Below are 25,315 nucleotides of genomic sequence, written 5' to 3' on the forward strand. Positions count from 1 at the left end.
TAAACCTACTACTTGAGATCATCCTAATAAATCAGCGCGGGGTTTAAAAGTTTCTATTTCCCGCAGTTTTTCATAAAGTTCCCGTTCTTCAGGTGTGATACTTTTAGGTGTAACAATTTGAATTTCTACTAATTGATCGCCACGTTTACCATTTTCCCCGGGGTAGCCTTTATTTGCTAACCGCAGTCTTTGACCACTCCTGACACCCGGAGGGATAGTCATTTTCACAGGGCCATCTAAAGTCGGTGCTTCTACTTGTCCTCCTAAAACCGCTTCACAGGGAGTGACTGGAACTTGGCAAAATATATTGAACCCTTCTAGTTTAAATAGCCCATGGGGCAATACTGTTATTTTCAAGTAGAGGTCACCACCACCAATACCTTGATTGCGTAACCGGATACTTTGACCTGTTACCATAGCTGGGGGCATATTTACTTCCAGCGATCGCCCATCTTCTAGGCGAATCCGTTCTTTGCCACCTTCATAAGCTTTTTCCAGTGGTAAAGTTAATCTAGCTTCAATATCTCGGCGGGGTGTGCGCGGTGGGCTTTTAGGAACCGTATACTCAACCCGACTTTTAGGAGAACGAAATGGATCGCTTTTGGTACTACTACTAACATTTCTGGTGTCTTGACGACCCCCTACACCAATGACTTGATTAATAAAACTCTCAAAATCGGAAAATTGTTCGGGATTTACATCTTCAGTGGTGCTGCGACCATTGGAGGAACCAGACCAGCTTTTAGATTTGGGTGCTTTGCTAGCAGTAAAACCTTTTTGTTTCCAGTAGCGGCTAAATTGGTCGTATTGCGATCGCCTGGCTGTATCAGAAAGGACTTCGTAAGCCTCACCGATATCTTTAAACTTTTCCTCGGCGGCTTTATTTCCCGGATTGAGATCCGGGTGATATTGTCTTGCTAACCGGCGATAAACCTTTTTAATTTCTTCACCGGAAGCATCCTTAGGTACTCCTAAAATTTCATAGTAATCGCGAAAATTCTGCAAATTTTGCATAGTTCAGTTATTTTACTTTTAATTGTAGTAATAGGGACTGATGACTGTTAAATATTGACTAATAACTACAACCAATCATCGTCATCATCCCAGTTATCCTGGTAACTTGGTCGAGAAGGCTTGCGAGAGGAACGCTGCTCATAGTCTGGGTAGCGACTATCTTTGCTGTAACCCCTATCGTAGTCTCTGTTGTAATTTTTGCCATAGGAATCACGTTCGCGATATGTATCACGGGAAAAATTGGTTTCCCGTTCCTTATCACCGCCTGTAAAAATGTCACGAATCGTCCCAAACAAGTCTTCCTCTTCGTCCTCAGCATAATACTCCCGAACTTCTCGGTTTAGTTCATATAAAGCATCTTGTAAGTCAGCATAGGCTTGATCAATGCCGCGATCTTCATTTTCCTGGAGACTCTCACGCAGTTCCCGACAAATACTATCAATTCGCTGGCGGCGATTGCGGGCAAACTGCATACCAAATTCCAGTGCCACTTCTCTGAGTTGGCGTTCTGCCTGTAAAATCAAAGCCTCAGAACGAGTGCGTTTTTCTACTCTTTCTTTGCGTTCTCGGTCAACATCCGCGTATTTTTGAGCATCCTGAATCATGCGATTTACTTCTGATTCACTCAAAGTAGAAGCCCCTTGAATTGTGATACTTTGTTCTCGTCCGGTGGTTCTATCGAGGGCTGTCACCTGCAAAATACCGTTAGCATCAATATCAAAAGATACTTGAACCTGGGGAATTCCTCTTGGTGCTGGGGGGATGCCATAGAGCTTAAAACGTCCCAGTGATTTGTTATTTGATGCCATTTCCCTCTCACCCTGGACTACGTGAATTTCCACACTGTTTTGGTTATTTTCTGATGTAGAGAAAATATCAGAACGGCGCACTGGGATAGTAGTGTTACGGGGGATGAGTTTTTTCATCACACCGCCAATGGTTTCCAGTCCCAAAGATAATGGTGTCACATCCAAAAGCAGCACGTCTTTGAGTTCACCCGCCAGAATACCGGCTTGAATAGCAGCACCTATTGCCACCACCTCATCAGGATTAACATTTTCGTTAGGTTCTATCCCAATTAAGTCACGCACTAACTGCTTCACCATTGGTATGCGTGTAGAACCACCAACTAGTACCACTTCTTCAATATCTACCGGTGAGAGTCCAGAATCTTTGAGTGCGCGTTTAACTGGTGTACGTAAACGTCCCATCAAGTCCACACACAAACCCTCAAACTGAGAACGAGTCAGGCGAGTCTCTAGATGTTTAGGGCCGTCCTCCGTAGCAGTGATAAAGGGTAAGTTAATTTCGGTGACGCTGACAGCGGAAAGTTCAATTTTCGCCTTTTCTGCGGCTTCCATGAGGCGTTGTAAAGATTGCCGCTCGCGTCTTAAATCTACCCCTTCAGCCTCCAGAAATTTATCTGCTAACCAATCTACTATTTGTTTGTCAAAGTCATTACCACCTAGTTGAGTATCTCCACTGGTAGCTTTAACTTCAAAAATGCCATCACCAACTTCCAAAATTGAGACATCAAAAGTCCCACCACCCAAGTCAAAAACAAGGATAGTTTCAGTTGCACCCCGATCTAATCCATAAGCCAAAGATGCGGCTGTAGGTTCATTAAGAATCCGCAACACTTCTAAACCAGCAATTCTGCCAGCATCGCGGGTAGCCTGTCGTTGAGAATCATTAAAATAAGCGGGAACCGTAATTACCGCCCCTGTCACGGTTTCCCCCAAATAGCGACCAGCATCGTCTGCCAATTTTTTGATCACCATGGCGGAAATTTCTTCCGGGGCGAAATCCTTTTTCAGACGTGGACAGGGAATTGTCACATTACCTAATTCGTTTTTACGGATAGTATAAGGTACACGCTTAGATTCCTGGCTGAGTTCATTATACTGCCGCCCAATAAAGCGTTTAACCGCAAAAAATGTATTTTGGGGGTTCAGAACAGTTTGCCGTCTGGCCATTTGCCCAACAACCCTTTCGCCTTCTTTGCTGAAGCCGACAACAGAGGGGGTTGTGCGCATTCCTTCTGCATTGGCAATCACCACCGGCTTGCCACCCTCCATTACGGCGACTACTGAGTTGGTTGTACCCAAGTCGATGCCGACTACCTTGCCCATGGGTTACTCTTCTCCTAGTGTGTCTTGTACGTTTAATTTAATTATGCGGTACTACCTCTAGTTGTTGGATATTGGATGAAAACACCTCAATGGTATGATAGTCATTGTTAAGGTAAGAAGTAGAGGAGTTTAAGCTTGAGGAGCTAGTTGCAACACTAGGATAACATTGACAATGCTAAGTATGTCCAAGTAGCTGAAATCTTATCTTTGTCATCCCCTACCCCCCAAACCAGAGAGATTGAGGTTATCCATTGACAGGGCATTTTCAGGAATCCTCACGACTGATAAAACCCTCCACCACCAGGGGTTTCAATCACAAAAACATCTCCTGGCTGCATCTGCACTGTTGCTGTGCTGCCTAAATCCTCTTGTGTTCCATCTTGATGCTGTATCCAGTTGCGCCCCACCTGACCAGGTTCTCCCCCATTTAATCCGAAGGGAGGAACACGGCGATGTCCAGACAGAATATTAGCTGTCATTGGTTCAAGGAACTTGATCCGGCGAATCACGCCGTTACCACCTGAATATTTGCCTTTACCCCCGCTATTGGGACGTAAACAAAAGCTTTCTAACAAGACGGGATAACGAGTTTCTAAAATTTCTGGGTCTGTCAAGCGGGAGTTAGTCATGTGGGTTTGAACTGCATCAGTACCATCAAAGTTAGCCCCTGCGCCGGAACCACCGCAGATGGTTTCATAATATTGATAACGCTCATTACCGAAAGTAAAATTATTCATCGTTCCCTGAGAAGCAGCACTCACACCCAACGCACCATATAAAGCATCAACGATGTTTTGTGATGTCTCTACATTGCCTGCGACAATTGCGGCTGGGTAGCTGGGGTTGAGCATACAGCCTTCAGGAATGACAATTTCTAAAGGTTTCAGACACCCGGCATTCAGGGGGATACTATCATTAACTAGAGTGCGGAAGACGTATAAAACCGCTGCTTGAGTTACAGCCTTGGGGGCATTAAAATTACTGCTTAGTTGCCCAGATGTGCCGGTAAAATCAATTGTTGCACTGCGATTTTTTTTGTTTATTCTCACTTTAACTTCGATTTTGGCACCGCTATCTATTTCATAAATGAATGATCCATCTTTGAGGGCTTCAATTGCTCTTCTTACTGATTCCTCGGCATTATTTTGAACAAATTTCATGTATGCTTGGACAGTTTCCAGTCCATATTGAGCAACCATTCTCTGTAATTCTTTGACTCCCCTTTCATTGGCTGCAATTTGTGCTTTAAAATCAGCTAGATTTTGTTGGGGATTACGAGCGGGATAAAGATGATTAGAGAGTAAATTTCTTACTTGGGTTTCTTGAAAAATTCCTTGTTCAACTAAAAGAAAATTATCAAATAAAATCCCTTCTTCTTCTACTGTTGTACTGTGGGAAGGCATGGAACCAGGAGTAATACCGCCAATATCGGCTTGGTGTCCGCGAGAAGCAACGTAGAACAGTGCAGTGGTCAGGGTAGAGGGCAAAGTGTCATCTAAAAATACGGGGGTAATAGCTGTGACATCTGGGAGGTGTGTTCCACCGTTATAGGGGTTGTTGGATAGATAGACATTACCTGGTTTGATGGTGTCGCCTTTGTCATTGATTAAACTGCGGACGCTTTCACTCATTGACCCTAAATGTACGGGAATATGAGGAGCATTAGCGACTAATAATCCTGAAGAATCGAAAATAGCACAGGAGAAATCTAATCTTTCTTTAATGTTCACTGATGCCGCAGTATTTTGCAGCACAATCCCCATTTGTTCGGCGATGAATTGATAGAGATTTTTGAATATTTCTAAACGGACTGGATCTGGTTTATTTGTGGCGTACATTTTTAATTTATCTTCTTTGAGATTCAAGGTAAATTTACAGATGAATTTGATTTTTTAACTAAGATACACGTTGTAAAATTAAATGATTACACTCATTTAATTTTGCTTGCCAGTTAGGTTCAACCACAATTGTACTAATCTTTTCCACAATAATACCCGGACCATTTATTAAATCTCCCACTTGTAAATCTTCACGGCGGTAGACTGGGGTATCATGCCATTTTTCCCCAGTGAATATCTTAACTATTTCCACCGGTTCAGGGGGTGATTCTATAGGACGAGTACGACTAATTACAGGTTCTTCGGGAGTATCCATTTTCTGAATTACTTCTACGAAAATAGATTCTACAATCAAGGGCTTGTCGGGTTGAATGAAACCATAGCGAGATTTATGTTCATCTATAAATGCTGTGTGCATGACCATGACATCTGAATTGAAATCAATGCTTAAAGTAGAATTAGTCCCCTCATATTTCACATCCAGTTTTTGAATTACTGTTGCTTCAACGCTACTTTCATTTTGACTGAGTTCACTTCTTGCTTGGGTTTCTAATGACTCCCTCAACTGCATTAACTGAGGTATTAAGTCTTGATTTAAAGGCTGTTCTACTCCTGCTACTCTGGTGGCTCTCACATCAGCTAGTCCCATACCATAGGCGGAAAGAACACCAGCATAAGGATGCAGAAATATCTGTTTCATCCCTAAAGTATCCGCAATTAAACAGGCGACTTGTCCACCAGCACCACCAAAACAGCAAAGTACATATTGGGTGACATCATAACCTCGTTGTAGACTGATTTTTTTAATAGCATTAGCCATATTTTCCACAGCGATCGCCATAAATCCTGCTGCTACTTGTTCGGGTGTAAGGTAATTTGCTGTAACAGTGGTAATCTCTTGTGCTAATTGCTGGAATTTCTGGATGACAATATCTTTATCTAAAGGTAAATTGCCATCAGTACCAAAGACGGAGGGGAAATATTGAGGATGTATCTTACCTAACATGACATTTGCATCTGTCACCGTTAAAGGTCCACTCTGACGATAACAAGCCGGGCCGGGATTTGAACCAGCAGATTTTGGTCCGACACGATAGCTAGAACCATCAAAGATGAGAATGGAACCACCACCAGCTGCAATAGTATGAATTGATAATACGGGAACTCGCATTCGCACTCCCGCAATTTCAGAATCTAATTGGCGTTCATACTCTCCTTTAAAATGGGCAACATCTGTACTGGTTCCCCCCATATCAAAGGTAATTACTAGATTAAAACCTGCTCTTTTACTAGTTTGAACTGCACCGACAATACCGCCTGCAGGTCCACTTAAAATACTGTCTTTTCCCTGAAATTGTGCTGCTGCTACTAAGCCGCCGTCAGACTTCATAAACATCAATCTAACATTTGGTAATTGGCTGGCTACTTGGTTGACGTAGCGGCGCAAAATTGGGGTTAAGTAGGCATCTACGACAGTTGTATCTCCTCGACTGACTAGTTTGATTAATGGGCTAACTTGGTGAGATACAGAAATTTGTGTAAAGCCAATTTCCTCGGCAATGGCTGCTACTTGTTGCTCATGCTGGGGATAGCGATCGCTGTGCATAAATACAATCGCACAACTGCGAATACCTGTATGATAAACTGCTTGTAAATCCTGTTGTAATTGTGTAATATTAACAGGTGTTAATTCGTTGCCATGAGCATCATAGCGTTCTTCTACCTCAATCACTTGTTCATAAAGCATCGTTGGTAAGATGATGTGACGGGCAAAAATATCAGGGCGGTTTTGGTAGCCAATACGCAGGGCATCTTTAAACCCTTTGGTAATCAGTAGAACTACTCGATCTCCTTGCCTTTCTAACAGTGCATTTGTGGCGACAGTTGTCCCCATTTTGACTACTTCTATGGCTGTATGGGGAATGGGTTCATGAGTTGAAAGACCCATAATATCCCGAATACCTTGGATAACTGCATCTTGATATTGTGTGGGATTCTCTGAAAGTAATTTGTAGACAATAACCCATTCTTGAGGTTTCAGAGGAACGATCAAAAAACGTTCTGTATGCCCTGAGAGCCGATCTATAATTGTCTGGCTATTAGTGGCAGCAATAATATCTGTGAATGTACCACCGCGGTCAGCAAATACTTTTAACATTTATCAATTTACCCTATGGTAATAATAATCTATGTGAGAATTGATATATCTGGTAACTGGCGCAAGTAATGATTAATTTCTACAGATGCAGCAATTCCAGAAATCATGGCATCTTCAGTAAGATTACCACCACACCAATCACCACAACATACTAAAGGTAGGGGACTTTGGGCAGATAATACAGGATGTGGCCAGGGACGACTGGGAAAAGCGTAACGCCAGCGATGTACTTGCATCCAGTCTGGTGTTGCTAGCCCAGGAAGCCCCAAACTGTGGGCTGCGGTTTGCAACATCTCCTGTGCAACGGGTTGTAAATCTGGGGTTTCTAAATGTAGTTGGGCAAAATTAGCGCTACTTTGTAAGACAAATACAGGTTGTTGAGGATGGGGGCGTTTGCTGCTGTCTAAACCCATCCATCCCAAAACCGGCTCATCTGTAAATTTCCGCTCCTTCCAAGGTGGTAGTGGGGATGTAGGGGGATATCCTGCGATCGCACTAATACAAGGATAAAATTCTACAGAGGTCAAACTATCCAAAAATGCTTTACCCAAAATATGTTCGCCCAATGGGGACAAAAGTGCCAAAGCCTGGGGAGCGGGGATAGCGAGAACTATGGCTGTGGCTGTTAATTCGGCGCTAGATTCAAGAGTCAGACACCAAGTATTTGCGGAATGAGGGTGAATGGCTATGACCCGCTGATTCAGTTGGATTTCTAAACCTTGGGCGAGAAACTTACCAATGGTACTCATTCCCGCGGGTGCAATATAACGGGGTTGAGGCTGATCTTGCCATAGCTCTAGGATATGGCGATCGCATAAAGATTGTACCAAATTTGCGAATAATTCACCTTGAGGCTGTAAATAACAAGCCCCATGGTCTGCCCAAGTTCCATGTAATCGACGGGTAGCGAGTCGTCCCCCGAAACCACGGGACTTTTCGAGGACCACAACCGAGTATCCAGCCTCAGTTAAACGTTGAGCGCATATTAAACCTGCCATTCCGGCACCAATTATGGCAATATCAGTCATAAATTCTTGACTCTGTAGGACTGGGGATGAGCAATGACCAACAATTGCTAATAGTAGAATAAACTACATAAAGGCTGCACAAAGAGAGGAAGAGAAATTGGATGAACTGAGGGCGGCGCTGGAGTTAGCGACACAAGAGGAATTGCAGGATTTAACGGCAATTTTGTTTAGTCGTAAATTTAATCCCCTAGATTATGTTCATACACCTGAACCCATTGAGGTACAAAGCCAAAGCCGCGAAGCTTGGCTAGACACATTAGAGAATCGGTTTCGGTTTTTAGCTGCGGATGGGATCACAGTATTACGGGGGCGTACAAGTCAGGTAACTTACCGTCAAGCATTAATTCAGGTCTGTAAATATTTGAAAATTCCCTATTCTAGAGAATTGACGACGGTTGATTTAGAGGCGGAGTTATTTTTACATCTATTAGGGCAGGTGTGGAAAAAACTGCCGGAAAATGAGAAACAAAAATTAAATCAGCAGGTGCAACGTCAACTGTGCCAGTCACAATTCAAACAACCCCTACCACTTTTATTACAGGGCGACCCATTGGGATTACTGGTTAAAGGTGGTAGCGCCTTGGCTGTTACTTCTATTCTGCAGCCATTGGTATTGCAACAGATAGCGCGCCAATTTGCCATCCACTTTGCTAAATATCAAGTAGCTAAACAGACGGCGATCGCCGGTTCTCAAGCAGCAACTAGCCAATTTAAAGGCTATGTAGCTCTACAAATGGCGCGGCGGGGTATGACTATGAATGCGGCTCGTTATGGGGCAGTGCGTAGTGTTTTTAGCTTCATTGGCCCAGTGATGTGGACTTGGTTTTTTGCAGATTTAGGATGGAGAGCGATCTCTACTAACTATGGTCGGATCATCCCCACCATATTTGCTCTGGCACAAATTCGTCTCACTCGTGCTGAATGTTGGGAGCCAGCTTGAAGTTAGCTTTTTATCATCCCCACACTAGTTTACAAACCCCTTGGAATGTGACTCAAATTGGACTGCTGATTTTTCCCTTGAGTCCTTTGGTGGGCGGTGTCAGTATACTTTTGGCAGCATTAATTACTTGTCATAAACAATACCATAGAATTATGCACCATCCCCTAAACTGGGGATTTGCTGTGTTAAGTCTATTACTGATAATTAGTTCCGCCGTTGCCGATGAGAAAACACAGGCTTTTCTAGGCTTGTTTAATTTATTACCATTCTTTGTAGTTTTTGCCGGACTGAGTAGCCTAATTCAAACCACAGCCCAACTGCGGCAAATAGCGGTGATTTTCGTGATTGGTTCAGTTCCAGTGGTGATAATGGGCTTTGGGCAGATGTTTTGGGGTTGGAGTTTCCAGTTACAAGTTTTGTGGATTTTATTAGATTTAGGTCTGTCTGCGGGAGGAGTTCCACCGGGGCGTATGTCCTCTATATTCATGCACGCTAATCTTTTGGCTGCTTATTTAGCGATCGCTTTTACTTTGGGATTGGGGTTGTGGCTGGAACGATGGAGTTTACGCGATAGAAATAATACTTACTTTATTTTTTTAACTGTGTCAGTAATTACCAGTTTTATAGCCCTGATTTTCACTGACTCACGTAATGGCTGGGTGATGGGAATGATTGCCTGTTTAGCCTATGCACTTTACCAAGGTTGGCATATTATTGTTGGTAGTGTCACCAGTATAATCACCAGTGTCCTGTTAGCAGCTTTCGCCCCCTCACCAGTTGCAGAAACCTTTCGCCGCTTTGTACCGGCTTACTTTTGGGCGCGGTTAAATGATCAAATGTATCCAGATAGACCAGTGGCTGTAATGCGAACTACTCAATGGGAGTTTGCTTGGTCTTTAACTCAGCAAAAGCCTTGGACAGGTTGGGGTTTACGCAGTTTTAGCGACCTCTACAAAGCACAGATGCAAATTGATTTAGGTCATCCTCACAATTTATTTTTGATGCTGTCGGCTGAAACTGGTTTACCGAGCGCCCTGTTATTTTTTGGCTGTCTTGGTTGGATATGGTTTGCAGGTGTGCAATTGTTGCAGAAACCCAACTATTTAGACAAAAAAGATAAATTGATATTTTTCAGTTATATTGTTGTGATTTTACAATGGCTGATATTCAACACCGTAGATGTAACTTTATTTGATTTTAGGCTAAATACAATTTCGTGGTTATTTTTCTCTGCACTTTGGGGAGTTGTATATAGTAGTTCTCGTTTGCATAGGTACGGTGAATAATTCATTGACCACAGATGAAGATATATCATCTATACACGGAATCGGGAAAGTTGCTTTTATAGCCAGATTTTTCCAAATTCGATGATATGCTTGATAAAAGCTATGTTGGTGGATGGAAGTTCTGGTGCGTGGGATGGGGGGTCAGGTGTGCGATCGCGCCTAAGAAATAGTCCAAGAATTACGTAAAAGCCAGTAAATAAACTTGACTCACATTGTTTACAAAGATTATGAGCAAAGCAGAAACAGAAATAGTTAAACAATTAGCGCTCGCCCTACCAATGAATGCCATTCAATCCTTTTGTCAACGCTGGCAGATCGCTCAATTATCAGTATTTGGCTCAATTTTACGCGATGATTTCAATGCGCAGAGCGATGTAGATTTTTTGTATGCCCTCAAACCTAATACTCGCTGGAGATTATCAGATTTAATTGATGCTGAAGAAGAATTAGAAAAAATGCTCAGTCGAAAAGTTGATTTAGTGGGAAAAACGACTATTGAACAGAGTCATAATTGGCTCCGAAAACAGAATATTCTTTCATCTGCAAAAGTTATTTATGAAGATTTAGAATCCCTATTTATCTAACCCAGGGAGTTAATTATGCTTGAATTGAATCAGGTGAGCGATCGCCAGCAATTACTTTTAGCTGAACTTAACCGCTATGTAGATTTGTTAAGGGATTTTTACAATCCTCAATCAATTATATTATTTGGTTCAATGGTAAGTGGGACAACCCATGAATGGTCTGACCTTGATTTAGTCATAGTTAAAGAAACGACGCAACGTTTTTTGGATCGCACTAAAGAAGTAATTCAGTTGCTGCAACCACGAGTAGGGATTGATATACTGGTCTATACTCCTGTTGAGTTTGAAAATTTATGCAAAGAACGGGCTTTTTTTCGAGAGGAAATTTTAGGGAAAGGCAAGATTTTGTATGAGCAGGGAGTATGAAACATGGTTAATTTTTGCTCGTGAGGATTTGCAAATGGCAGAATTTTGGCTACTGTAAAAAAAATTGTATTATGATAAGGGTCAGCAAATAATGTGTTTTATGAAAAAAAACCTAATAAAATCTATTAGCAATAGTAAAAATGCTTAGTATTTCATGGATTAATATGTAAAAATTAATACATATTTTGCGAATTTTCAGTAAAATCAACAGTAATTATCATAGCTATTCAATTTCCACAAACCATTACTAAGGGAAAATGCATAGTAGACATGATATGGTGCTAAGTCATAATTCCTGAGTGCAACTAATCGGTAAAATGGATGTGTCCGTCATCAAGTAAAATAGACCTAAGTAGCTGATCTGTATGCTGACAACTTCTGACTTTCTTCAGTACGGCCAATGGTCGGGTATTGCCACCATAGCATTCGCCGCCCTGACATTGCTGGCTTTTATTGTCAAGTGGGGTATCCGCTTTCGACTGGTGGGTACAACCGGCTTTATGTTGGTGCTGACTGCGGGTTTATTTTCTCTGTCTTTGGTGCCTTTGAGTCGCACTGTGATTCCAGGGGCGGTAAAATATACTTTAGTTTATGATAATGCTTCTACAGAAACGGTGATTGCTACATCACCTCAAATTTCAGCCGAACAATTAGAAGCAACTTTGTTGCAAGCGGCTAGTAATCTGTATTCCTATGGTCGTCTGGGGACAAGGGGAGATAATCAACTGACTATTCGCGCTCGTACTGTGATTCATCCTGAACCAGGGGTTTCTGTACCTCTTTACTTAGGTCAGATCAAGCGGACATTAGCTAGTCGCGAAGATGGGAATATGGAGCTACAAATTTACTGGGAAAAATTCGCTCAATTACCCGATGCTGCTTCTTAGTGCTGAATTAGTTCCAAGTTTTTATAGGGTCACGGGGTAGAAAATGGTTGATTTTGGTGAAGTTTCATCTTTACTCGGCGCTCTCCCCGTTGATTTTTTGTTCTCCCGGGTAAAATTCTTTGTCAACAAAATAACATATTTTTTTTGTATTATACTATACATTATTGATGCTTTTTAGATTAGGATATATAATTGTTAATTCTGGGTCTTCAAAAATTTGGTAGTTCAGAGTTGGAGCCGCATGGGCGTGATTAGAGCCAATGGAAACGAAAATTTCTGGACATAAGTCTAAAATTTGATTAAGAATTATCAACGTTTTGGCACACTAGATTTATATGCCCAGTCAATCTTTTACAAAAAACTTGTCTACTCAAACTTCTAACTCATTATTGACATTGACAGTTGCTCCCGGAAAGGTAATGCGTGGTTGTGGGGTTTTACAATCAACACCAGCAGAAATTTCCCGCCTGGGAACTCGTCCCTTATTAGTGGCGGGTAATTCTACTGTGACTATGGCTCAAAAGAGTCTACAACCAATTTTAGCCCAGGAAAATTTAGTCACAGCCGTAAAGAGTTATGGTGTAGATTGCTGTGAAGCTAGTTTACAAGCTTTAAGGACAGCAGCCCAGGAACACCAAGCTGATGTGATTATTGGTTTTGGGGGCGGTAAAGCTTTGGATGCAGCTAAGTTAGTCGCCTATCAGTTGCGGTTACCAGTAGTGACAATTCCTACATCTGCGGCTACCTGCGCGGCTTGGACTGCTCTTTCTAATGTCTATTCGGAAACCGGGGCTTTCCTCTATGATGTGGCTCTGTCTGGCTGTCCTGATTTATTAATACTTGACTATGATTTAATTCAAACAGCACCACAACATACATTAGTGGCAGGAATTGGGGATGCGATCGCTAAATGGTATGAAGCATCAGTCAGCAGTGGCAATTCTCAACAAACTTTAATTATTGCCGCAGTGCAACAAGCGCGAGTTTTACGAGATATACTATTGCAAAAGTCAGCTACCGCCCTCAAAGAACCAGGTGGTGAGGTTTGGCAAGAAGTCGTAGATGCTACAGTTTTACTGGCTGGGGTAATTGGGGGGCTAGGAGGGGCGCAGTGTCGCACGGTGGCGGCTCATGCGGTACATAATGGGTTAACTCACATCCATGGACACGGTAGTATACATGGTGAAAAAGTTGCCTACGGTATTTTGGTGCAACTGCGTTTAGAAGAAATGTTGCAAAGTAATCAACTAGCAGCATCGGCACGGCAACAGTTGTTAAAGTTCTATGCAGACATTGGACTGCCGCGAAATTTGGATGATTTAGGTTTAGGCAAAATTACATTAAAAGAATTACAAACAGCTGGGGAAATTGCCTTAGCGCCCCAGTCTGACATCCATCGACTACCGTTTAAAGTTGTGACAGAAGAGTTGATGGCTGCAATGGTTTCTACCACCGCACCAACGGATAGTAGAGAGGTGATTAATCGTGTCTCCACCAGGGGAATGAATGAAGAGGTTTTACAATGAGCTTGAATTGGATTACCCCCGCAGAACGCATACAACAGCTACCGCCTTACGTATTTGCTCGTTTAGACGAATTGAAGGCTAAAGCGCGCGAACAAGGACTTGATTTAATTGATTTGGGTATGGGAAACCCAGATGGTGCCACACCACAGCCAGTGGTGGAAGCAGCAATGGCGGCGTTACAAAATCCCGCCAACCACGGTTATCCGCCTTTTGAAGGTACTGCTAGTTTCCGCAGTGCTATCACTAATTGGTACAATCGCCGCTATAATGTGGTTCTAGATCCGGATAGTGAGGCTTTACCTTTACTGGGTTCTAAGGAAGGATTAGCCCATCTAGCGATCGCTTATATTAATCCTGGTGATTTAATTCTGGTTCCTTCTCCCGCCTATCCCGCCCATTTTCGCGGTCCATTAATTGCTGGGGGGAAAATTCATAGTTTAATTCTCAAACCAGAGAATAACTGGTTAATTGATTTAGCTGCTATTCCCGATACAGTTGCACAACAAGCGAAAATCCTCTATTTTAACTATCCTAGTAATCCCACCGCAGCCACCGCTCCCCGGGAATTTTTTGAGGACATCGTGGCTTTTGCGCGGAAATATGAAATTCTGCTGGTGCATGACTTATGCTACGCCGAGTTAGCTTTTGATGGTTATCAACCCACTAGTTTGTTAGAAATTCCTGGGGCGAAGGAAATTGGGGTTGAGTTTCACACTTTATCTAAAACCTACAATATGGCTGGTTGGCGTGTGGGTTTTGTGGTGGGGAACCGTCATGTAATTCAAGGTTTGCGCACCCTGAAGACTAACTTGGATTATGGTATTTTCGCAGCTTTGCAAACCGCAGCCCAAACAGCTTTGGAACTACCAGATGTGTACTTACATCAAGTACAGCAACGCTACCGCACCCGCAGGGATTTTCTCACCGCCGGTTTAGGAAAATTGGGCTGGGATATCCCCAAAACCAAAGCTACTATGTATCTATGGGTAAAGTGTCCCGTGGGGATGGGTTCTACGGATTTTGCCTTGGATGTGTTGCAAAAAACTGGCGTTGTTGTTACTCCTGGTAATGCCTTTGGGACCGCAGGTGAAGGCTATGTTAGGATCAGCTTGATTGCAGAGTGCGATCGCTTGGGTGAAGCTTTGCACAGATTTAAACAAGCTGGTATCCGTTATCAACCCGAAACCGTAGTCTCTGGTTCACAATAGAGAAAATCACTGATGTCTACCCCCTGTGCTACCAATTCTCATTTAATTGTTGCCGGTTTTCATGCTCTTTCTGACCCCATCAGGATTAATGCGGTAGAATTGCTACGAAAGCGGGAACAGTGTGTATGCGACTTGTGTGATACCTTGGGGGTAAGTCAGTCAAAACTATCTTTTCACCTGAAAACCCTCAAAGAAGCAGGCTTAGTCAACGCCCGTCAAGAAGGACGCTGGATTTATTACAGTTTGAATTTGAGCCAATTCGCTGTTTTAGAAGCATATTTAGGAGAATATAGCCGGTTAGGAGAAATATCTCCTGCTCAGTCTTGCGATAATTTTTCCTGATATATCAAGTTTTATTGATGAATTTTTGTATACAGTAACCTCTGAGTCATTGACATATCAATTTTTTTTGAAATGATATAAAAGTAAAGCTTTCTTAATTAAATATGAGAGTGCGTGTAGGAATCAACGGATTTGGTAGAATTGGCAGGTTGGCTCTACGGGCTGGATGGGGTTGGCCAGAATTAGATTTTGTGCATATCAACGAAATTAAAGGCGGTGCGGTAACAGCGGCACACTTATTAAAGTTTGATTCTGTCCATGGACGTTGGCCACTAGAAGTAGAAGCGGGTTTTGACAGTGTTTTAATTAACAACCAAACTATCAGCTTCAGTGATTATGCTGAACCAGGCGCAGTTCCCTGGGATGACTTGGGTGTTGATTTGGTTTTGGAATGCTCCGGTAAGTTTCGCACTCCTCAAACCCTCGACCCTTATTTTAAAAGGGGAGTACAAAAAGTAATTGTCGCTGCTCCGGTAAAGGAAGAAGCCTTAAATATAGTCATGGGGGTAAATGACCATCTCTATGACCCCCAAAAGCATCACCTGCTCACTGCTGCTTCTTGTACTACTAACTGTTTAGCTCCAGTAGTCAAGGTAATTCATGAAGGTTTAGGTATTAAACATGGAGTAATTACTACCATCCATGATAATACTAATACTCAAACCATAGTTGATGCTCCCCATAAAGATTTACGCCGGGCGCGGGCTACGAGTTTATCTCTAATTCCGACTACAACCGGTTCAGCAACAGCCATTGGGTTAATTTATCCCGAACTGAACGGTAAGCTCAACGGTGTGGCGGTGCGAGTCCCATTACTGAATGCTTCTTTAACAGATTGTGTGTTTGAAGTTGCAAGACCTACCACAGTAGATGAAATTAATAGCTTATTGAAAGCAGCGTCAGAACGAGAACCCCTCAAAGGTATTTTAGGCTACGAAGAGCGTCCTTTAGTATCCATTGATTACAAAGATGATCCTCGTTCTTCTATTATTGATGCTCTTTCTACAATGGTGGTGGATGAAACTCAAGTCAAAATCCTGGCTTGGTATGACAATGAATGGGGTTACGCCAATCGGATGGTTGAACTGGCGCGTAAGGTTGCATTGAGTTATTAGTCATTGGGAAATATAGGATTTTGCAGGTAAGTAGCTACTAGTAGTTTACCTGAGTCAAAGGAAATCTGCTGTAACAATCTTTCTCCCTACTCCGCAATTGTGTATGACATCTTCTACAGCTTCTGGCGCTAATCTCAAGAATTATATTCTTGTTACCCTAGCCTATTGGGGTTTTACTATCACTGATGGTGCTTTGCGAATGCTGGTACTACTCTATTTTGATAGTATTGGCTATACTCCCTTACAAATCGCCTTTTTATTTCTATTCTATGAAATCTTTGGGGTTATTACCAACTTTCTGGGGGGTTGGATTGGTTCCCAATTGGGTTTAAAGGTAACTCTTTATACGGGTATTGGCTTACAGGTTTTTTCTTTATTCATGCTATCATGGCTGAATCCCAATCGGGCGCAGTGGATGGCGGTGGGTTATGTGATGGTAGCCCAGGCCTTTTCCGGGATTGCCAAAGATTTAACTAAAATGAGTTCTAAGAGTGCTATTCGCTTGGTGGTACCCCAGGAGGCTCAGTCATCTTTATTTAAGTGGGTGGCGGTATTAACAGGTTCCAAGAATGCACTTAAAGGGGTAGGCTTTTTTGTTGGTAGTGTGCTGTTGTCTTCTTTTGGCTTTACCTCTTCCCTATTAATTATGGCTGGGGGACTGTTCTTAATTATGTTCACCGGGTTGATGTTGCCTAGGGGTATGGGTAAAATCAAGGCCAAAGTTAAGTTTAGCCAACTGTTTTCTAAGAGCAAAGAAATTAATATTCTCTCAGCTGCGAGATTTTTTCTGTTTGGTTCCCGCGATGTATGGTTTGTTGTGGGGTTACCGGTGTTTTTACGGGGAAATTTAGGCTGGTCGTTCTATCAAGTGGGTGGATTCTTGGCTTGTTGGGTGATTGGTTATGGTGTGATTCAGTTTTTAGCGCCCACCCTTATCCAGCGCTTTGGTTCTGGTCAACCACCGAAATCTCAGACTATCCAGTTTTGGACATTTACCCTCACAGCAGTTCCCGCGGCGATCGCCTTGGCTTTACAATTGGGCGTACCTGGTAACATCGCAATTATTGGGGGACTGCTTGTATTTGGTGTAGTTTTTGCTTTTAACTCAGCAGTCCACTCCTACCTAGTGTTAGCGTTCACTGATGACGATAAAGTCGCCCTCAACGTTGGCTTCTACTATATGGCTAACTCCGGGGGTCGATTAGCTGGTACAGTGTTATCAGGGTTGGTATTCCAATATTTTAACTTAGTAGGTTGTCTGTGGACATCCATGTTATTAGTCTTAGCAGCCGGACTGGTGACGATGAAGTTACCTGACCCACAACCGAGTCAAGCTATAGCTTGGAAATCCGAAGGTGGAGATTAGGTTCATCAACGCTGGGTAGTGCTAAGACTTTTTGCAACAATTCAATACGTTCAGGCACAAATTGATAGTAAATCCATGTGCCGCGTCGTTCTTTGTTGAGTAAACCAGCTTCATATAAAACCTTGAGATGATGACTCACAGTTGGTTGTGATAGTCCCAAAGGTTCTATTAACTCACAAACACAGGCCTCGGCTTGTGGTCGGTTAGCAATGAAACTGAGAAGTTGTAGTCTCGCTGGTTCTCCCAATACTCGGAAAATAGCTGCTATCTCTGCTACTTCATCAGCCTTAAGGAAGCTGGATAGCACTGGTTTACAACAGTTTTTCAGGTCTATGGGCGAGTTCATATTCATATATTGACACTTATCGATATGCTATGGCAAGATATTGATAAACATCTATATAGATGTTTATCAATTCTGTAAGGAGATAAATTATGGCAGTATTGAAAACTCATGTGGCTTTGAACGTGACTAATCTGGTCAAGTCAGTAGAATTTTATCAGGCAATGTTTGGTGTGGAACCGGTCAAATATAAAGCTGACTACGCTAAATTTGATATTTCCCATCCGGCTTTAAACCTAACTCTCAACCTAGCCAATCATATCCAGTCTGGTGGTGCCTTGTCTCATTTAGGGGTACAAGTTGAAAGTACACAAGCAGTGCATTCTGCCATCCAAAGGTTTACAGAGGCAGGACTGGCATTGTTTACTGAAGAAGATATAGACTGTTGTTATGCTGTACAAGATAAAGTTTGGGTAACAGACCCAGATGGCAACCGTTGGGAAATTTTTGTAGTCAAAGTTGCTGATACAACACCAAGTGAGAACTGGAAACACTCCTGTTGTGGTTAAATAACCTCCTCTTCCATAATTCCTCATTTTAGGTGATATCAATGAATACCAACACAAACACAACCCCGCTAAAAGCCGGGAGTAACCTGAGTGTTTTTGAGAAATACTTGACCGTTTGGGTATTTTTGTGCATCTTAGCCGGAATTGCACTAGGGAGGTTATTTCCTGGGGTGGCGATCGCACTGGATGCAATGAGTATTTATCAAGTTTCCCTACCCATTGCAGTGTGTCTATTCTTCATGATGTACCCCATCATGGTAAAAATTGACTTTACCCAAGCTGTGAATGCAGTCCGCGCCCCTAAACCTGTAATTCTCACCTTAATAGTCAACTGGTTAATTAAACCATTCACAATGGTGGTATTCGCGCAGTTTTTCTTGGGTTGGTTATTTCGTCCATTAATAACAGGTACAGAATTACTGCGTGGGAGGGAAGCAGAAATAGTTAATTCCTACATCGCCGGGACAATTTTATTAGGAATCGCTCCCTGTACCGCCATGGTGTTGATGTGGGGATATCTATCCTACGGTAACCAGGGACATACCTTAGTCATGGTGGCGGTAAATTCACTATTAATGCTATTTTTGTATGCACCCTTGGGCAGGTGGTTACTAGCAGCCAATGATTTAATAGTACCTTGGCAAACCATAGTTTTATCAGTAATCATTTATGTTGGTTTACCTTTAGTGGTAGGAATGTACAGCCGTTATTGGATTTTTAAACACAAAGGTAGACAGTGGTTTGAAAGGCGGTTTTTAAAGTATCTCACTCCGGTTGCTATTACTGCTTTGTTAATTACTTTAGTCTTGCTATTTGCCTTTAAGGGTGAAGTGATTGTTGAGAATCCCTTGCACATTTTGTTAATTGCTGTACCCCTATTTATTCAAACTAATTTCATTTTCTTGATTAGTTATGTGGCGGCATTAAAACTGAATATATCTTATGAAGATGCGGCACCAGCTGCATTAATTGGAGCTAGTAATCACTTTGAAGTTGCTATTGCTACAGCTGTGATGTTGTTTGGCTTAAATTCCGGTGCTGCATTGGCCACGGTGGTAGGTGTGTTAATCGAAGTCCCAGTGATGTTGATGTTGGTTAAAATTTGTCAGCGCACAGCGGTTTGGTTCCCCAGGGAGCCAGAAAAAGCTACATTACCAGATCCACGCTGTATTAGTAGTGAGGATTTGACTTTACGGTAAAATACCCAATCAAAATTAAACTTAAACAGCCAAAAACTTTTGAATCACATCCTGACTCAGTTCTGTGGTGGAACCAGAGGCCACAATCCCACCTTTTTGCATGGCGTAATAGTAATCAGCTTGACGGACAAAGTGTAAGTGTTGTTCTACTAATAACACAGAAATCCCTTTGGTTTCTACGATGCGACGTACTGCAGCTTCAATTTCCAGGATGATTGAGGGTTGTATACCTTCGGTGGGTTCATCTAAGACGAGTAACTGTGGTTCTCCCATTAAAGCACGGGCGATCGCTAACTGTTGTTGTTGTCCACCGCTTAAGTCACCACCCATGCGGGATAACATAGTTTTTAACACCGGAAATAAGCTAAAAACTTCTTCGGAAATTTCGGCTTTTTTACGGTTTTTTGGTCTAGCTTCTAACCCTAGAAGTAAATTTTCTCTGACTGTCAACCGGGGGATAATCTCTCGTCCTTGAGGAACATAACCAATTCCCAGTTTTGCCCTTTGGTCTGGAGATTTGGAGTTGATTAATTCTGCATTTAAGTTAATTGTGCCACTGCGGGGTGAGAGTAAACCCATAATTGTTTTAAGTAGAGTGGTTTTACCTACACCATTACGTCCAATTAAGCAGATCATTTGTCCTGCTGGTACGCTTAAATCTACGTTGCGTAAAATATGGCTTTCACCGTAGTAAACGTTAAGTTGAGAAATTTTTAGCATCAGTTTTTTTGATTCTCAATGGCGGTTATGATTTATCTAAGCTCCAGACCCTAGGGGTTAAAAAACAGCAGTTTTATTCTGGCTGTTCTCCTAGATATACTTCGATTACACGGGGGTCATTTTGGACTTGTGCAAAACTCCCCTGACATAGTACGGAACCTTCATGTAATACTGTTACGGTTTTGGCAATTTGGCGGACAAATTCCATATCGTGTTCAATGACTAGAATTGAATGGCTTTGGGCGAGTGTTAATAGTAGTTGTCCGATGTTGTAGGTTTCTTCGTCTGTTAACCCTGCAACTGGTTCATCAACTAGTAATAAGTCCGGGGACTGTGCTACTAACATCCCAATTTCTAAACGTTGCTTTTCTCCGTGGGAGAGTAACCCGGCGGGAATGTCTGCTTTAGGGGTTAAACCAACTGTTTCTAATAAGCCTTTAATACTATTATTTTCCGTGGTATGAGAGGGATGAAATAGGGTAGAAAATACATTTTTGTGGCGGTTAATAGTAATTTCTAGGTTGTCACGGGGGGTTAAGTTGAGGTAAATTCGCGGTGTTTGGAATTTCCGCCCAATTCCTAAGCGGGCGATTTCATGTTCAGGTAAAGAACGCAGATTTTTACCTTTGAATAAAACTCTCCCAATGGTTGGTTGTACTTTCCCGGTAATTACATCCAGAAAGGTGGTTTTTCCTGCACCGTTGGGACCAATTACTACCCGCAACTCTCCCGCATCCATGCTAAAGTTGAGTTGATTGATAGCTTTAAAACCGTCAAAACTGACGGTGACGTTTTCAGTTTCCAAGATTTTCGCGTTCATGTTGCACTTCTGGGTCTGCTTCTAAGGTAGGATATGTGGGGATGGGACGAGGGCGGTGGAAAAAAGGAATCTGTTGCTTTTTTAACCATCCCATGAGACCGTCAGGTAAGACTGTGACGACTATTAAAAATAGTGCGCCTTGAAAAAATAGCCAAATTTCGGCAAATTGTTCACTTAAAAAAGTGCGCGCATAATTGACTAATAAAGTACCGACTATCGCCCCGGTTAAGGTAGCGCGTCCCCCCACCGCCACCCAAATCACCATTTCAATAGAAAAAGCAATATCCATGGTTCGGGGTGATACTGACCCGCTTTGAAGTGTATAAAATGCTCCTGCTATCCCGGCGATCGCACCGGAGACCGCAAACACTAAAACTTTAAATTCTGTGGGGTTATAGCCAGAAAATCGCACCCGACTTTCATCATCTCGAATAGCGATTAATAATCGCCCAAAGCGTCCACTGGTCAACCAGCGACAAATCCCATAGGTGAAGGCCAGAACAATTACCGTCAGGGTATAGAAAATGAATTGGGTTTGGGAGTCACTGACATTCACCCCAAACAAGGTTCTAAAACCTGTGAGTCCGTTAGTACCGTTAAACAGTTTTTGTTGACCATTAAAGAAGTTGAAAAATATAATCACTGCGGCTTGGGTTAATATGGAAAAATAAACCCCCTTGAGGCGATTCCGAAATACTAAGTATCCTAATAATCCCGCTAGTAGGCTGGGAATCAACACCACCGCCACTGTGGCCAGGGGAAAAGAGTAGAAAGGATACCAAAACCAAGGAAGTTCTTTCACGCCATACAACCCCATAAAATCAGGTAATTCATCGGGGGGGACTTGGAGTTTGAGGTACATAGCGATCGCATATCCCCCCAAACCAAAGAAAATCCCATGTCCCAAACTCAGCAACCCGGTATAACCCCAGATTAAATCCAGACCCAAAGCCACAATGGCCAGGGACAAAAACCGCCCCAGTAGATTCAACCGAAACCCCGAAAGCATTGCTGGTATAATTAAAATCAGGATCAGTGCGATCGCCACCACCACCCCAATCTCAATTAAAATTAACCGTCCGCCCTTCTGACTCATGCTCTGCGTCCTTTCTGGTTTAAACATCAACAGTACGACCCTTCTGAGGAAAAATTCCCCCAGGCTTCCACTGTAAAAACGTGATAATCAGTGCAAACACTAACACCTTGGCCATACTTGTAGTCGCAAAGAAATTCAACACATCAGCTAAAGGTTGAATAGGAGATAACACCAAAGCTAGAGTCCCAGAACCAATTAAAAAATTAGCCGTACCAATTCCCAAAGCCGCCACAATAGTTCCTGCTAAATTCCCCACACCACCGACCACTACCACCATAAAGGTATCAATAATATAATTTTGTCCGGTGTTTGGTCCTACAGAACCCAGTAAACTAATAGCACAACCAGCCACACCAGCCAAACCCGACCCCAAAGCGAAAGTGATAGCATCAACTTTTTGAGTAGGGATACCCAAGCAAGCACTCATACTGCGATTTTGGGTCACCGCACGAATCCTTAATCCCCAGTTAGAACGCTGTAAAAATAGATAAATTCCCGCTACACAAATTATTGTCAAAGCCATAATAAACAAGCGAGCAAATGGTAATTGGAGACCACCTAAAGACATTCCCCCTTGCAACCAACCAGGAGCGGTCACATCTACATTTTGAGCGCCAAACCAAGGTTGAGTAAATACCTGTTGCTCGCTCAATAAATTTCCCATTGTTATTGTTATACCCAGAGATAGTAACAACAACAATCCTACAAACCAGTTACGTACTTTACCCCCATTACTCCGAGCATTTAAAATCCGTAAACCTCCAAAAAACAACACACAAAATAGGAATATGCCAATTACTAATAACCAATTCACACTGCGAACAAACTGTTGAAAAATTAAACTCACCCCCCAAGTTGCTAGGAGAGTTTCTAAAGGTCGTCCATACAGATAACGAATCACGCCCCGTTCTAACACTAACCCCACAACAGCAGTGAATAGAAAAGCAATAATCAAAGCCAAAAATATATAAAAATCAAACCACACTCCGCCCAACTGTTTGCAGCCATTTTGTACTACAAAAGTGGTATAAGCCCCAAACATCATCAATTCACCATGGGCCATATTAATCACGCCCATCAAACCAAATATAATGGCTAGTCCCAAAGCAGCAATTAATAATACTGCCCCAATACTAATACCATTAAATAAAGCTTCTAAGACACCTATTAACACCTATTTATCCTCAAAAAATATCAATAGTCAATGGTCATTGACTATTGAGTATTAACTATTAACTTAAACTTGCTTGTACTTACCACCTTTAGCCGGGTCTGACCAATCACAGCCAAATCCTTGAGTTTCTTGGACAAATTGATTCCAGGGAATTGGTTCTACTGGTGCAGGGGTAGCATAGACAATATCGAATAAACCATCTTGTCTCACTTCACCAATGCGGACAATTTTAGACAAGTGATGATTGGCGTTCATAGTCACTTTACCTTCTGGTGCATCTAAAGTTTGACCATAGGCCGCAGCGCGAACCTTATCTAAGTCAGTTGTCCCAGCTTTTTCTACCGCTTGTTTCCATAAATAAACGGCGACGTATGCTGCTTCCATGGGATCGTTAATTACCCGGTCTGCACCATACTCTTTTTTAAAAGCTTCTACAAACTTTTTATTTGCAGGTGTGTCTACTGTTTGAAAGTAATTCCAAGCTGCATAGTGACCCTGGAGATATTCAACACCAATGGCTTTAACTTCCTCTTCTGCAATACTTACAGACATAGAGGGATATTTATCTGCTGTTAATCCAGCCCCTTTTAATTGTTTGAAAAATGCCACATTGCTGTCACCATTGAGGGTGTTATAAATTACGCCACCATTGGGTAAAGCTTGCTTAATTTTAGAGATGATAGGTGTAACTTCTACGTTACCAAGTGGTAAATAATCTTCACCAACAGTTTTTCCACCTAAAGCCTCCAATTGAGCCTTAATGATGGTGTTTGCAGTCCGGGGAAAAACGTAGTCAGAACCAACTAAAAAGAATTCTTTGCCTTTATTTTTTAACATCCAGTCAACAGATGGTTCAATTTGTTGATTGGGAGCCGCACCAGTATAGAAAATGTTTTTAGAACATTCTTGACCTTCATACTGTACCGGGTACCAGAGCATATGGTCTTTACTCTCAAACACCGGTTTAACATTCTTGCGACTTGCAGAGGTCCAACAACCAAAAATGACAACAGTTTGATCTTGATCAATTAGTTTGGTAGCCTTTTCTCTAAAAGTATCCCAGTTAGAAGCGCCATCTTCAGTAATCGCCTGAATTTGTTTACCTAAGATACCACCAGCAGCATTAATTTCTTTAATTGCTAATCTTTCAGCATCAACAACGCTTCTTTCACTAATCGCCATTGTCCCGCTGAGGGAGTGTAAAATCCCTACTTTGATGGTGTCACTGCTATTAGTAGCAGTGGGTGATTCATTGGGTGAGTCATTCCCGCAAGCCTTGAGCAAAAGGCTAGTACCGATAGTTGCAGAACTATAAAGTAAAAACTTCCTTCGGTTAAATTGTTGAGTCATATTCGGATGAATTGATTACACTGCTTATCTACAGTATTTGATGTTAGTTTGATAGTTTACTATTAAAAAGTTAGCTAATATACAAAGTTTTATAAATTTAGATTGCAGGTGATTTAGGAAATTCAGCCCAAAATCAAAAGCGCCCTTCCGTTGGGAAGAGCGCTTTGATCAATCAGAGACAGTATTATTTAAATTTCTTAACCTGAATCTCTTAGCCGTTGATTGCAGGAGCAGTCAAAGCAACAGGAGCAACTTCACCAGCAGCCAAGTCTAAGGGGAAGTTGTGAGCGTTACGCTCGTGCATTACTTCCATA

General features: G+C 42.3%; 23 protein-coding genes and 1 pseudogene. 12 read left to right on the top strand and 12 right to left on the bottom strand.

Annotated features, from left to right (window positions below):
• Positions 1-18 precede the first annotated feature (18 nt).
• From NWP21_RS00175 to NWP21_RS00195, 5 genes are all read right to left on the bottom strand, one after another.
• Entirely contained in the window at positions 19-1,014 is a 996-nt protein-coding gene (locus NWP21_RS00175; RefSeq protein WP_271730560.1) for a J domain-containing protein, read from the bottom strand.
• A 65-nt stretch (positions 1,015-1,079) separates the two neighbouring features.
• On the bottom strand, positions 1,080-3,146 hold the full coding sequence (gene dnaK / locus NWP21_RS00180) for a molecular chaperone DnaK (protein ID WP_280791161.1): 2,067 nt from the start codon (positions 3,144-3,146) through the stop codon (positions 1,080-1,082).
• A gap of 275 nt (positions 3,147-3,421) precedes the next feature.
• Complete coding sequence (locus tag NWP21_RS00185) at positions 3,422-4,984, bottom strand: hydantoinase B/oxoprolinase family protein (protein ID WP_280791162.1); 1,563 nt, start codon at positions 4,982-4,984, stop codon at positions 3,422-3,424.
• A gap of 58 nt (positions 4,985-5,042) precedes the next feature.
• Entirely contained in the window at positions 5,043-7,142 is a 2,100-nt protein-coding gene (locus tag NWP21_RS00190; protein WP_280791163.1) for a hydantoinase/oxoprolinase family protein, read from the bottom strand.
• 29 nt (positions 7,143-7,171) lie between these two features.
• Positions 7,172-8,170, bottom strand: a complete 999-nt coding sequence (locus NWP21_RS00195) for an FAD-dependent oxidoreductase (RefSeq protein WP_280791164.1) — start codon at positions 8,168-8,170, stop codon at positions 7,172-7,174.
• A 97-nt stretch (positions 8,171-8,267) separates the two neighbouring features.
• Here NWP21_RS00195 and NWP21_RS00200 point away from each other — a divergent pair, with 97 nt between their 5' ends.
• The 10 genes from NWP21_RS00200 (at position 8,268) to arsJ (ending at position 17,790) form a co-directional block, all read left to right on the top strand.
• Positions 8,268-9,110: a YaaW family protein gene (locus tag NWP21_RS00200; protein ID WP_280791165.1), complete on the top strand. Its 843-nt coding sequence runs from the start codon at positions 8,268-8,270 to the stop codon at positions 9,108-9,110.
• Positions 9,092-10,396, top strand: coding sequence for an O-antigen ligase family protein (locus NWP21_RS00205; protein WP_280791166.1), 1,305 nt, complete (start codon positions 9,092-9,094; stop codon positions 10,394-10,396). The genes NWP21_RS00200 and NWP21_RS00205 overlap by 19 nt, the downstream gene beginning before the upstream one ends.
• 227 nt (positions 10,397-10,623) lie before the next feature.
• Positions 10,624-10,980, top strand: a complete 357-nt coding sequence (locus NWP21_RS00210) for a nucleotidyltransferase domain-containing protein (protein WP_280791167.1) — start codon at positions 10,624-10,626, stop codon at positions 10,978-10,980.
• Positions 10,981-10,995: 15 nt separating this feature from the next.
• Positions 10,996-11,346 carry a nucleotidyltransferase domain-containing protein gene (locus NWP21_RS00215; protein WP_280791168.1) on the top strand — a complete coding sequence of 117 codons (351 nt, stop codon included), beginning with the start codon at positions 10,996-10,998 and terminating at the stop codon, positions 11,344-11,346.
• A 365-nt stretch (positions 11,347-11,711) separates the two neighbouring features.
• Entirely contained in the window at positions 11,712-12,233 is a 522-nt protein-coding gene (locus NWP21_RS00220) for a Ycf51 family protein (RefSeq protein ID WP_271730571.1), read from the top strand.
• A gap of 335 nt (positions 12,234-12,568) precedes the next feature.
• A complete protein-coding gene (locus NWP21_RS00225; protein WP_280791169.1) occupies positions 12,569-13,759 on the top strand; it encodes an iron-containing alcohol dehydrogenase family protein in 1,191 nt (396 codons plus the stop codon).
• Positions 13,756-14,967, top strand: a complete 1,212-nt coding sequence (locus NWP21_RS00230; RefSeq protein WP_280791170.1) for an aspartate aminotransferase — start codon at positions 13,756-13,758, stop codon at positions 14,965-14,967. The genes NWP21_RS00225 and NWP21_RS00230 overlap by 4 nt, the downstream gene beginning before the upstream one ends.
• 12 nt (positions 14,968-14,979) lie before the next feature.
• The gene (locus NWP21_RS00235) at positions 14,980-15,309 is read left to right on the top strand and encodes a metalloregulator ArsR/SmtB family transcription factor (protein WP_271730574.1); all 330 of its coding nucleotides are present in this window, start codon (positions 14,980-14,982) and stop codon (positions 15,307-15,309) included.
• 104 nt (positions 15,310-15,413) lie between these two features.
• Positions 15,414-16,424 carry an ArsJ-associated glyceraldehyde-3-phosphate dehydrogenase gene (locus NWP21_RS00240; RefSeq protein WP_280791171.1) on the top strand — a complete coding sequence of 337 codons (1,011 nt, stop codon included), beginning with the start codon at positions 15,414-15,416 and terminating at the stop codon, positions 16,422-16,424.
• Positions 16,425-16,527: 103 nt separating this feature from the next.
• Positions 16,528-17,790 (top strand): organoarsenical effux MFS transporter ArsJ, encoded by a 1,263-nt coding sequence (gene arsJ, locus NWP21_RS00245; RefSeq protein WP_280791172.1) that lies wholly within the window; start codon positions 16,528-16,530, stop codon positions 17,788-17,790.
• Here the strand turns inward: arsJ and NWP21_RS00250 are convergent.
• Positions 17,759-18,142 (bottom strand): metalloregulator ArsR/SmtB family transcription factor, encoded by a 384-nt coding sequence (locus NWP21_RS00250; RefSeq protein ID WP_271763315.1) that lies wholly within the window; start codon positions 18,140-18,142, stop codon positions 17,759-17,761. The genes arsJ and NWP21_RS00250 overlap by 32 nt on opposite strands.
• A gap of 83 nt (positions 18,143-18,225) precedes the next feature.
• Between NWP21_RS00250 and NWP21_RS00255 the strand changes: the two genes are divergently transcribed.
• Together NWP21_RS00255 and arsB are read left to right on the top strand one after the other, a co-directional pair.
• A complete protein-coding gene (locus NWP21_RS00255; RefSeq protein ID WP_271730578.1) occupies positions 18,226-18,642 on the top strand; it encodes an ArsI/CadI family heavy metal resistance metalloenzyme in 417 nt (138 codons plus the stop codon).
• Between the two features lie 41 nt (positions 18,643-18,683).
• A complete protein-coding gene (gene arsB, locus NWP21_RS00260; protein WP_271763313.1) occupies positions 18,684-19,841 on the top strand; it encodes an ACR3 family arsenite efflux transporter in 1,158 nt (385 codons plus the stop codon).
• Positions 19,842-19,862: 21 nt separating this feature from the next.
• Here arsB and urtE read toward each other — a convergent pair whose 3' ends face one another.
• The 6 genes and pseudogenes from urtE to NWP21_RS00290 form a co-directional block, all read right to left on the bottom strand.
• On the bottom strand, positions 19,863-20,561 hold the full coding sequence (gene urtE / locus NWP21_RS00265) for an urea ABC transporter ATP-binding subunit UrtE (RefSeq protein WP_280791173.1): 699 nt from the start codon (positions 20,559-20,561) through the stop codon (positions 19,863-19,865).
• 73 nt (positions 20,562-20,634) lie between these two features.
• Positions 20,635-21,381, bottom strand: a complete 747-nt coding sequence (urtD, locus tag NWP21_RS00270; RefSeq protein WP_271730581.1) for an urea ABC transporter ATP-binding protein UrtD — start codon at positions 21,379-21,381, stop codon at positions 20,635-20,637.
• Positions 21,356-22,477, bottom strand: a complete 1,122-nt coding sequence (gene urtC / locus NWP21_RS00275; protein WP_280791174.1) for an urea ABC transporter permease subunit UrtC — start codon at positions 22,475-22,477, stop codon at positions 21,356-21,358. Before urtC ends, urtD begins: the two co-directional genes overlap by 26 nt.
• A 19-nt stretch (positions 22,478-22,496) precedes the next feature.
• Positions 22,497-23,651: a branched-chain amino acid ABC transporter permease gene (locus NWP21_RS00280; protein ID WP_280791175.1), complete on the bottom strand. Its 1,155-nt coding sequence runs from the start codon at positions 23,649-23,651 to the stop codon at positions 22,497-22,499.
• 63 nt (positions 23,652-23,714) lie between these two features.
• The gene (urtA, locus tag NWP21_RS00285; protein WP_280791176.1) at positions 23,715-25,001 is read right to left on the bottom strand and encodes an urea ABC transporter substrate-binding protein; all 1,287 of its coding nucleotides are present in this window, start codon (positions 24,999-25,001) and stop codon (positions 23,715-23,717) included.
• A gap of 211 nt (positions 25,002-25,212) precedes the next feature.
• Positions 25,213-25,315, bottom strand: a pseudogene (locus tag NWP21_RS00290) (photosystem II protein D1); the annotation flags it as partial.

This window comes from Anabaenopsis sp. FSS-46, from assembly GCF_029891665.1.
Lineage (GTDB): Bacteria > Cyanobacteriota > Cyanobacteriia > Cyanobacteriales > Nostocaceae > Anabaenopsis > Anabaenopsis arnoldii.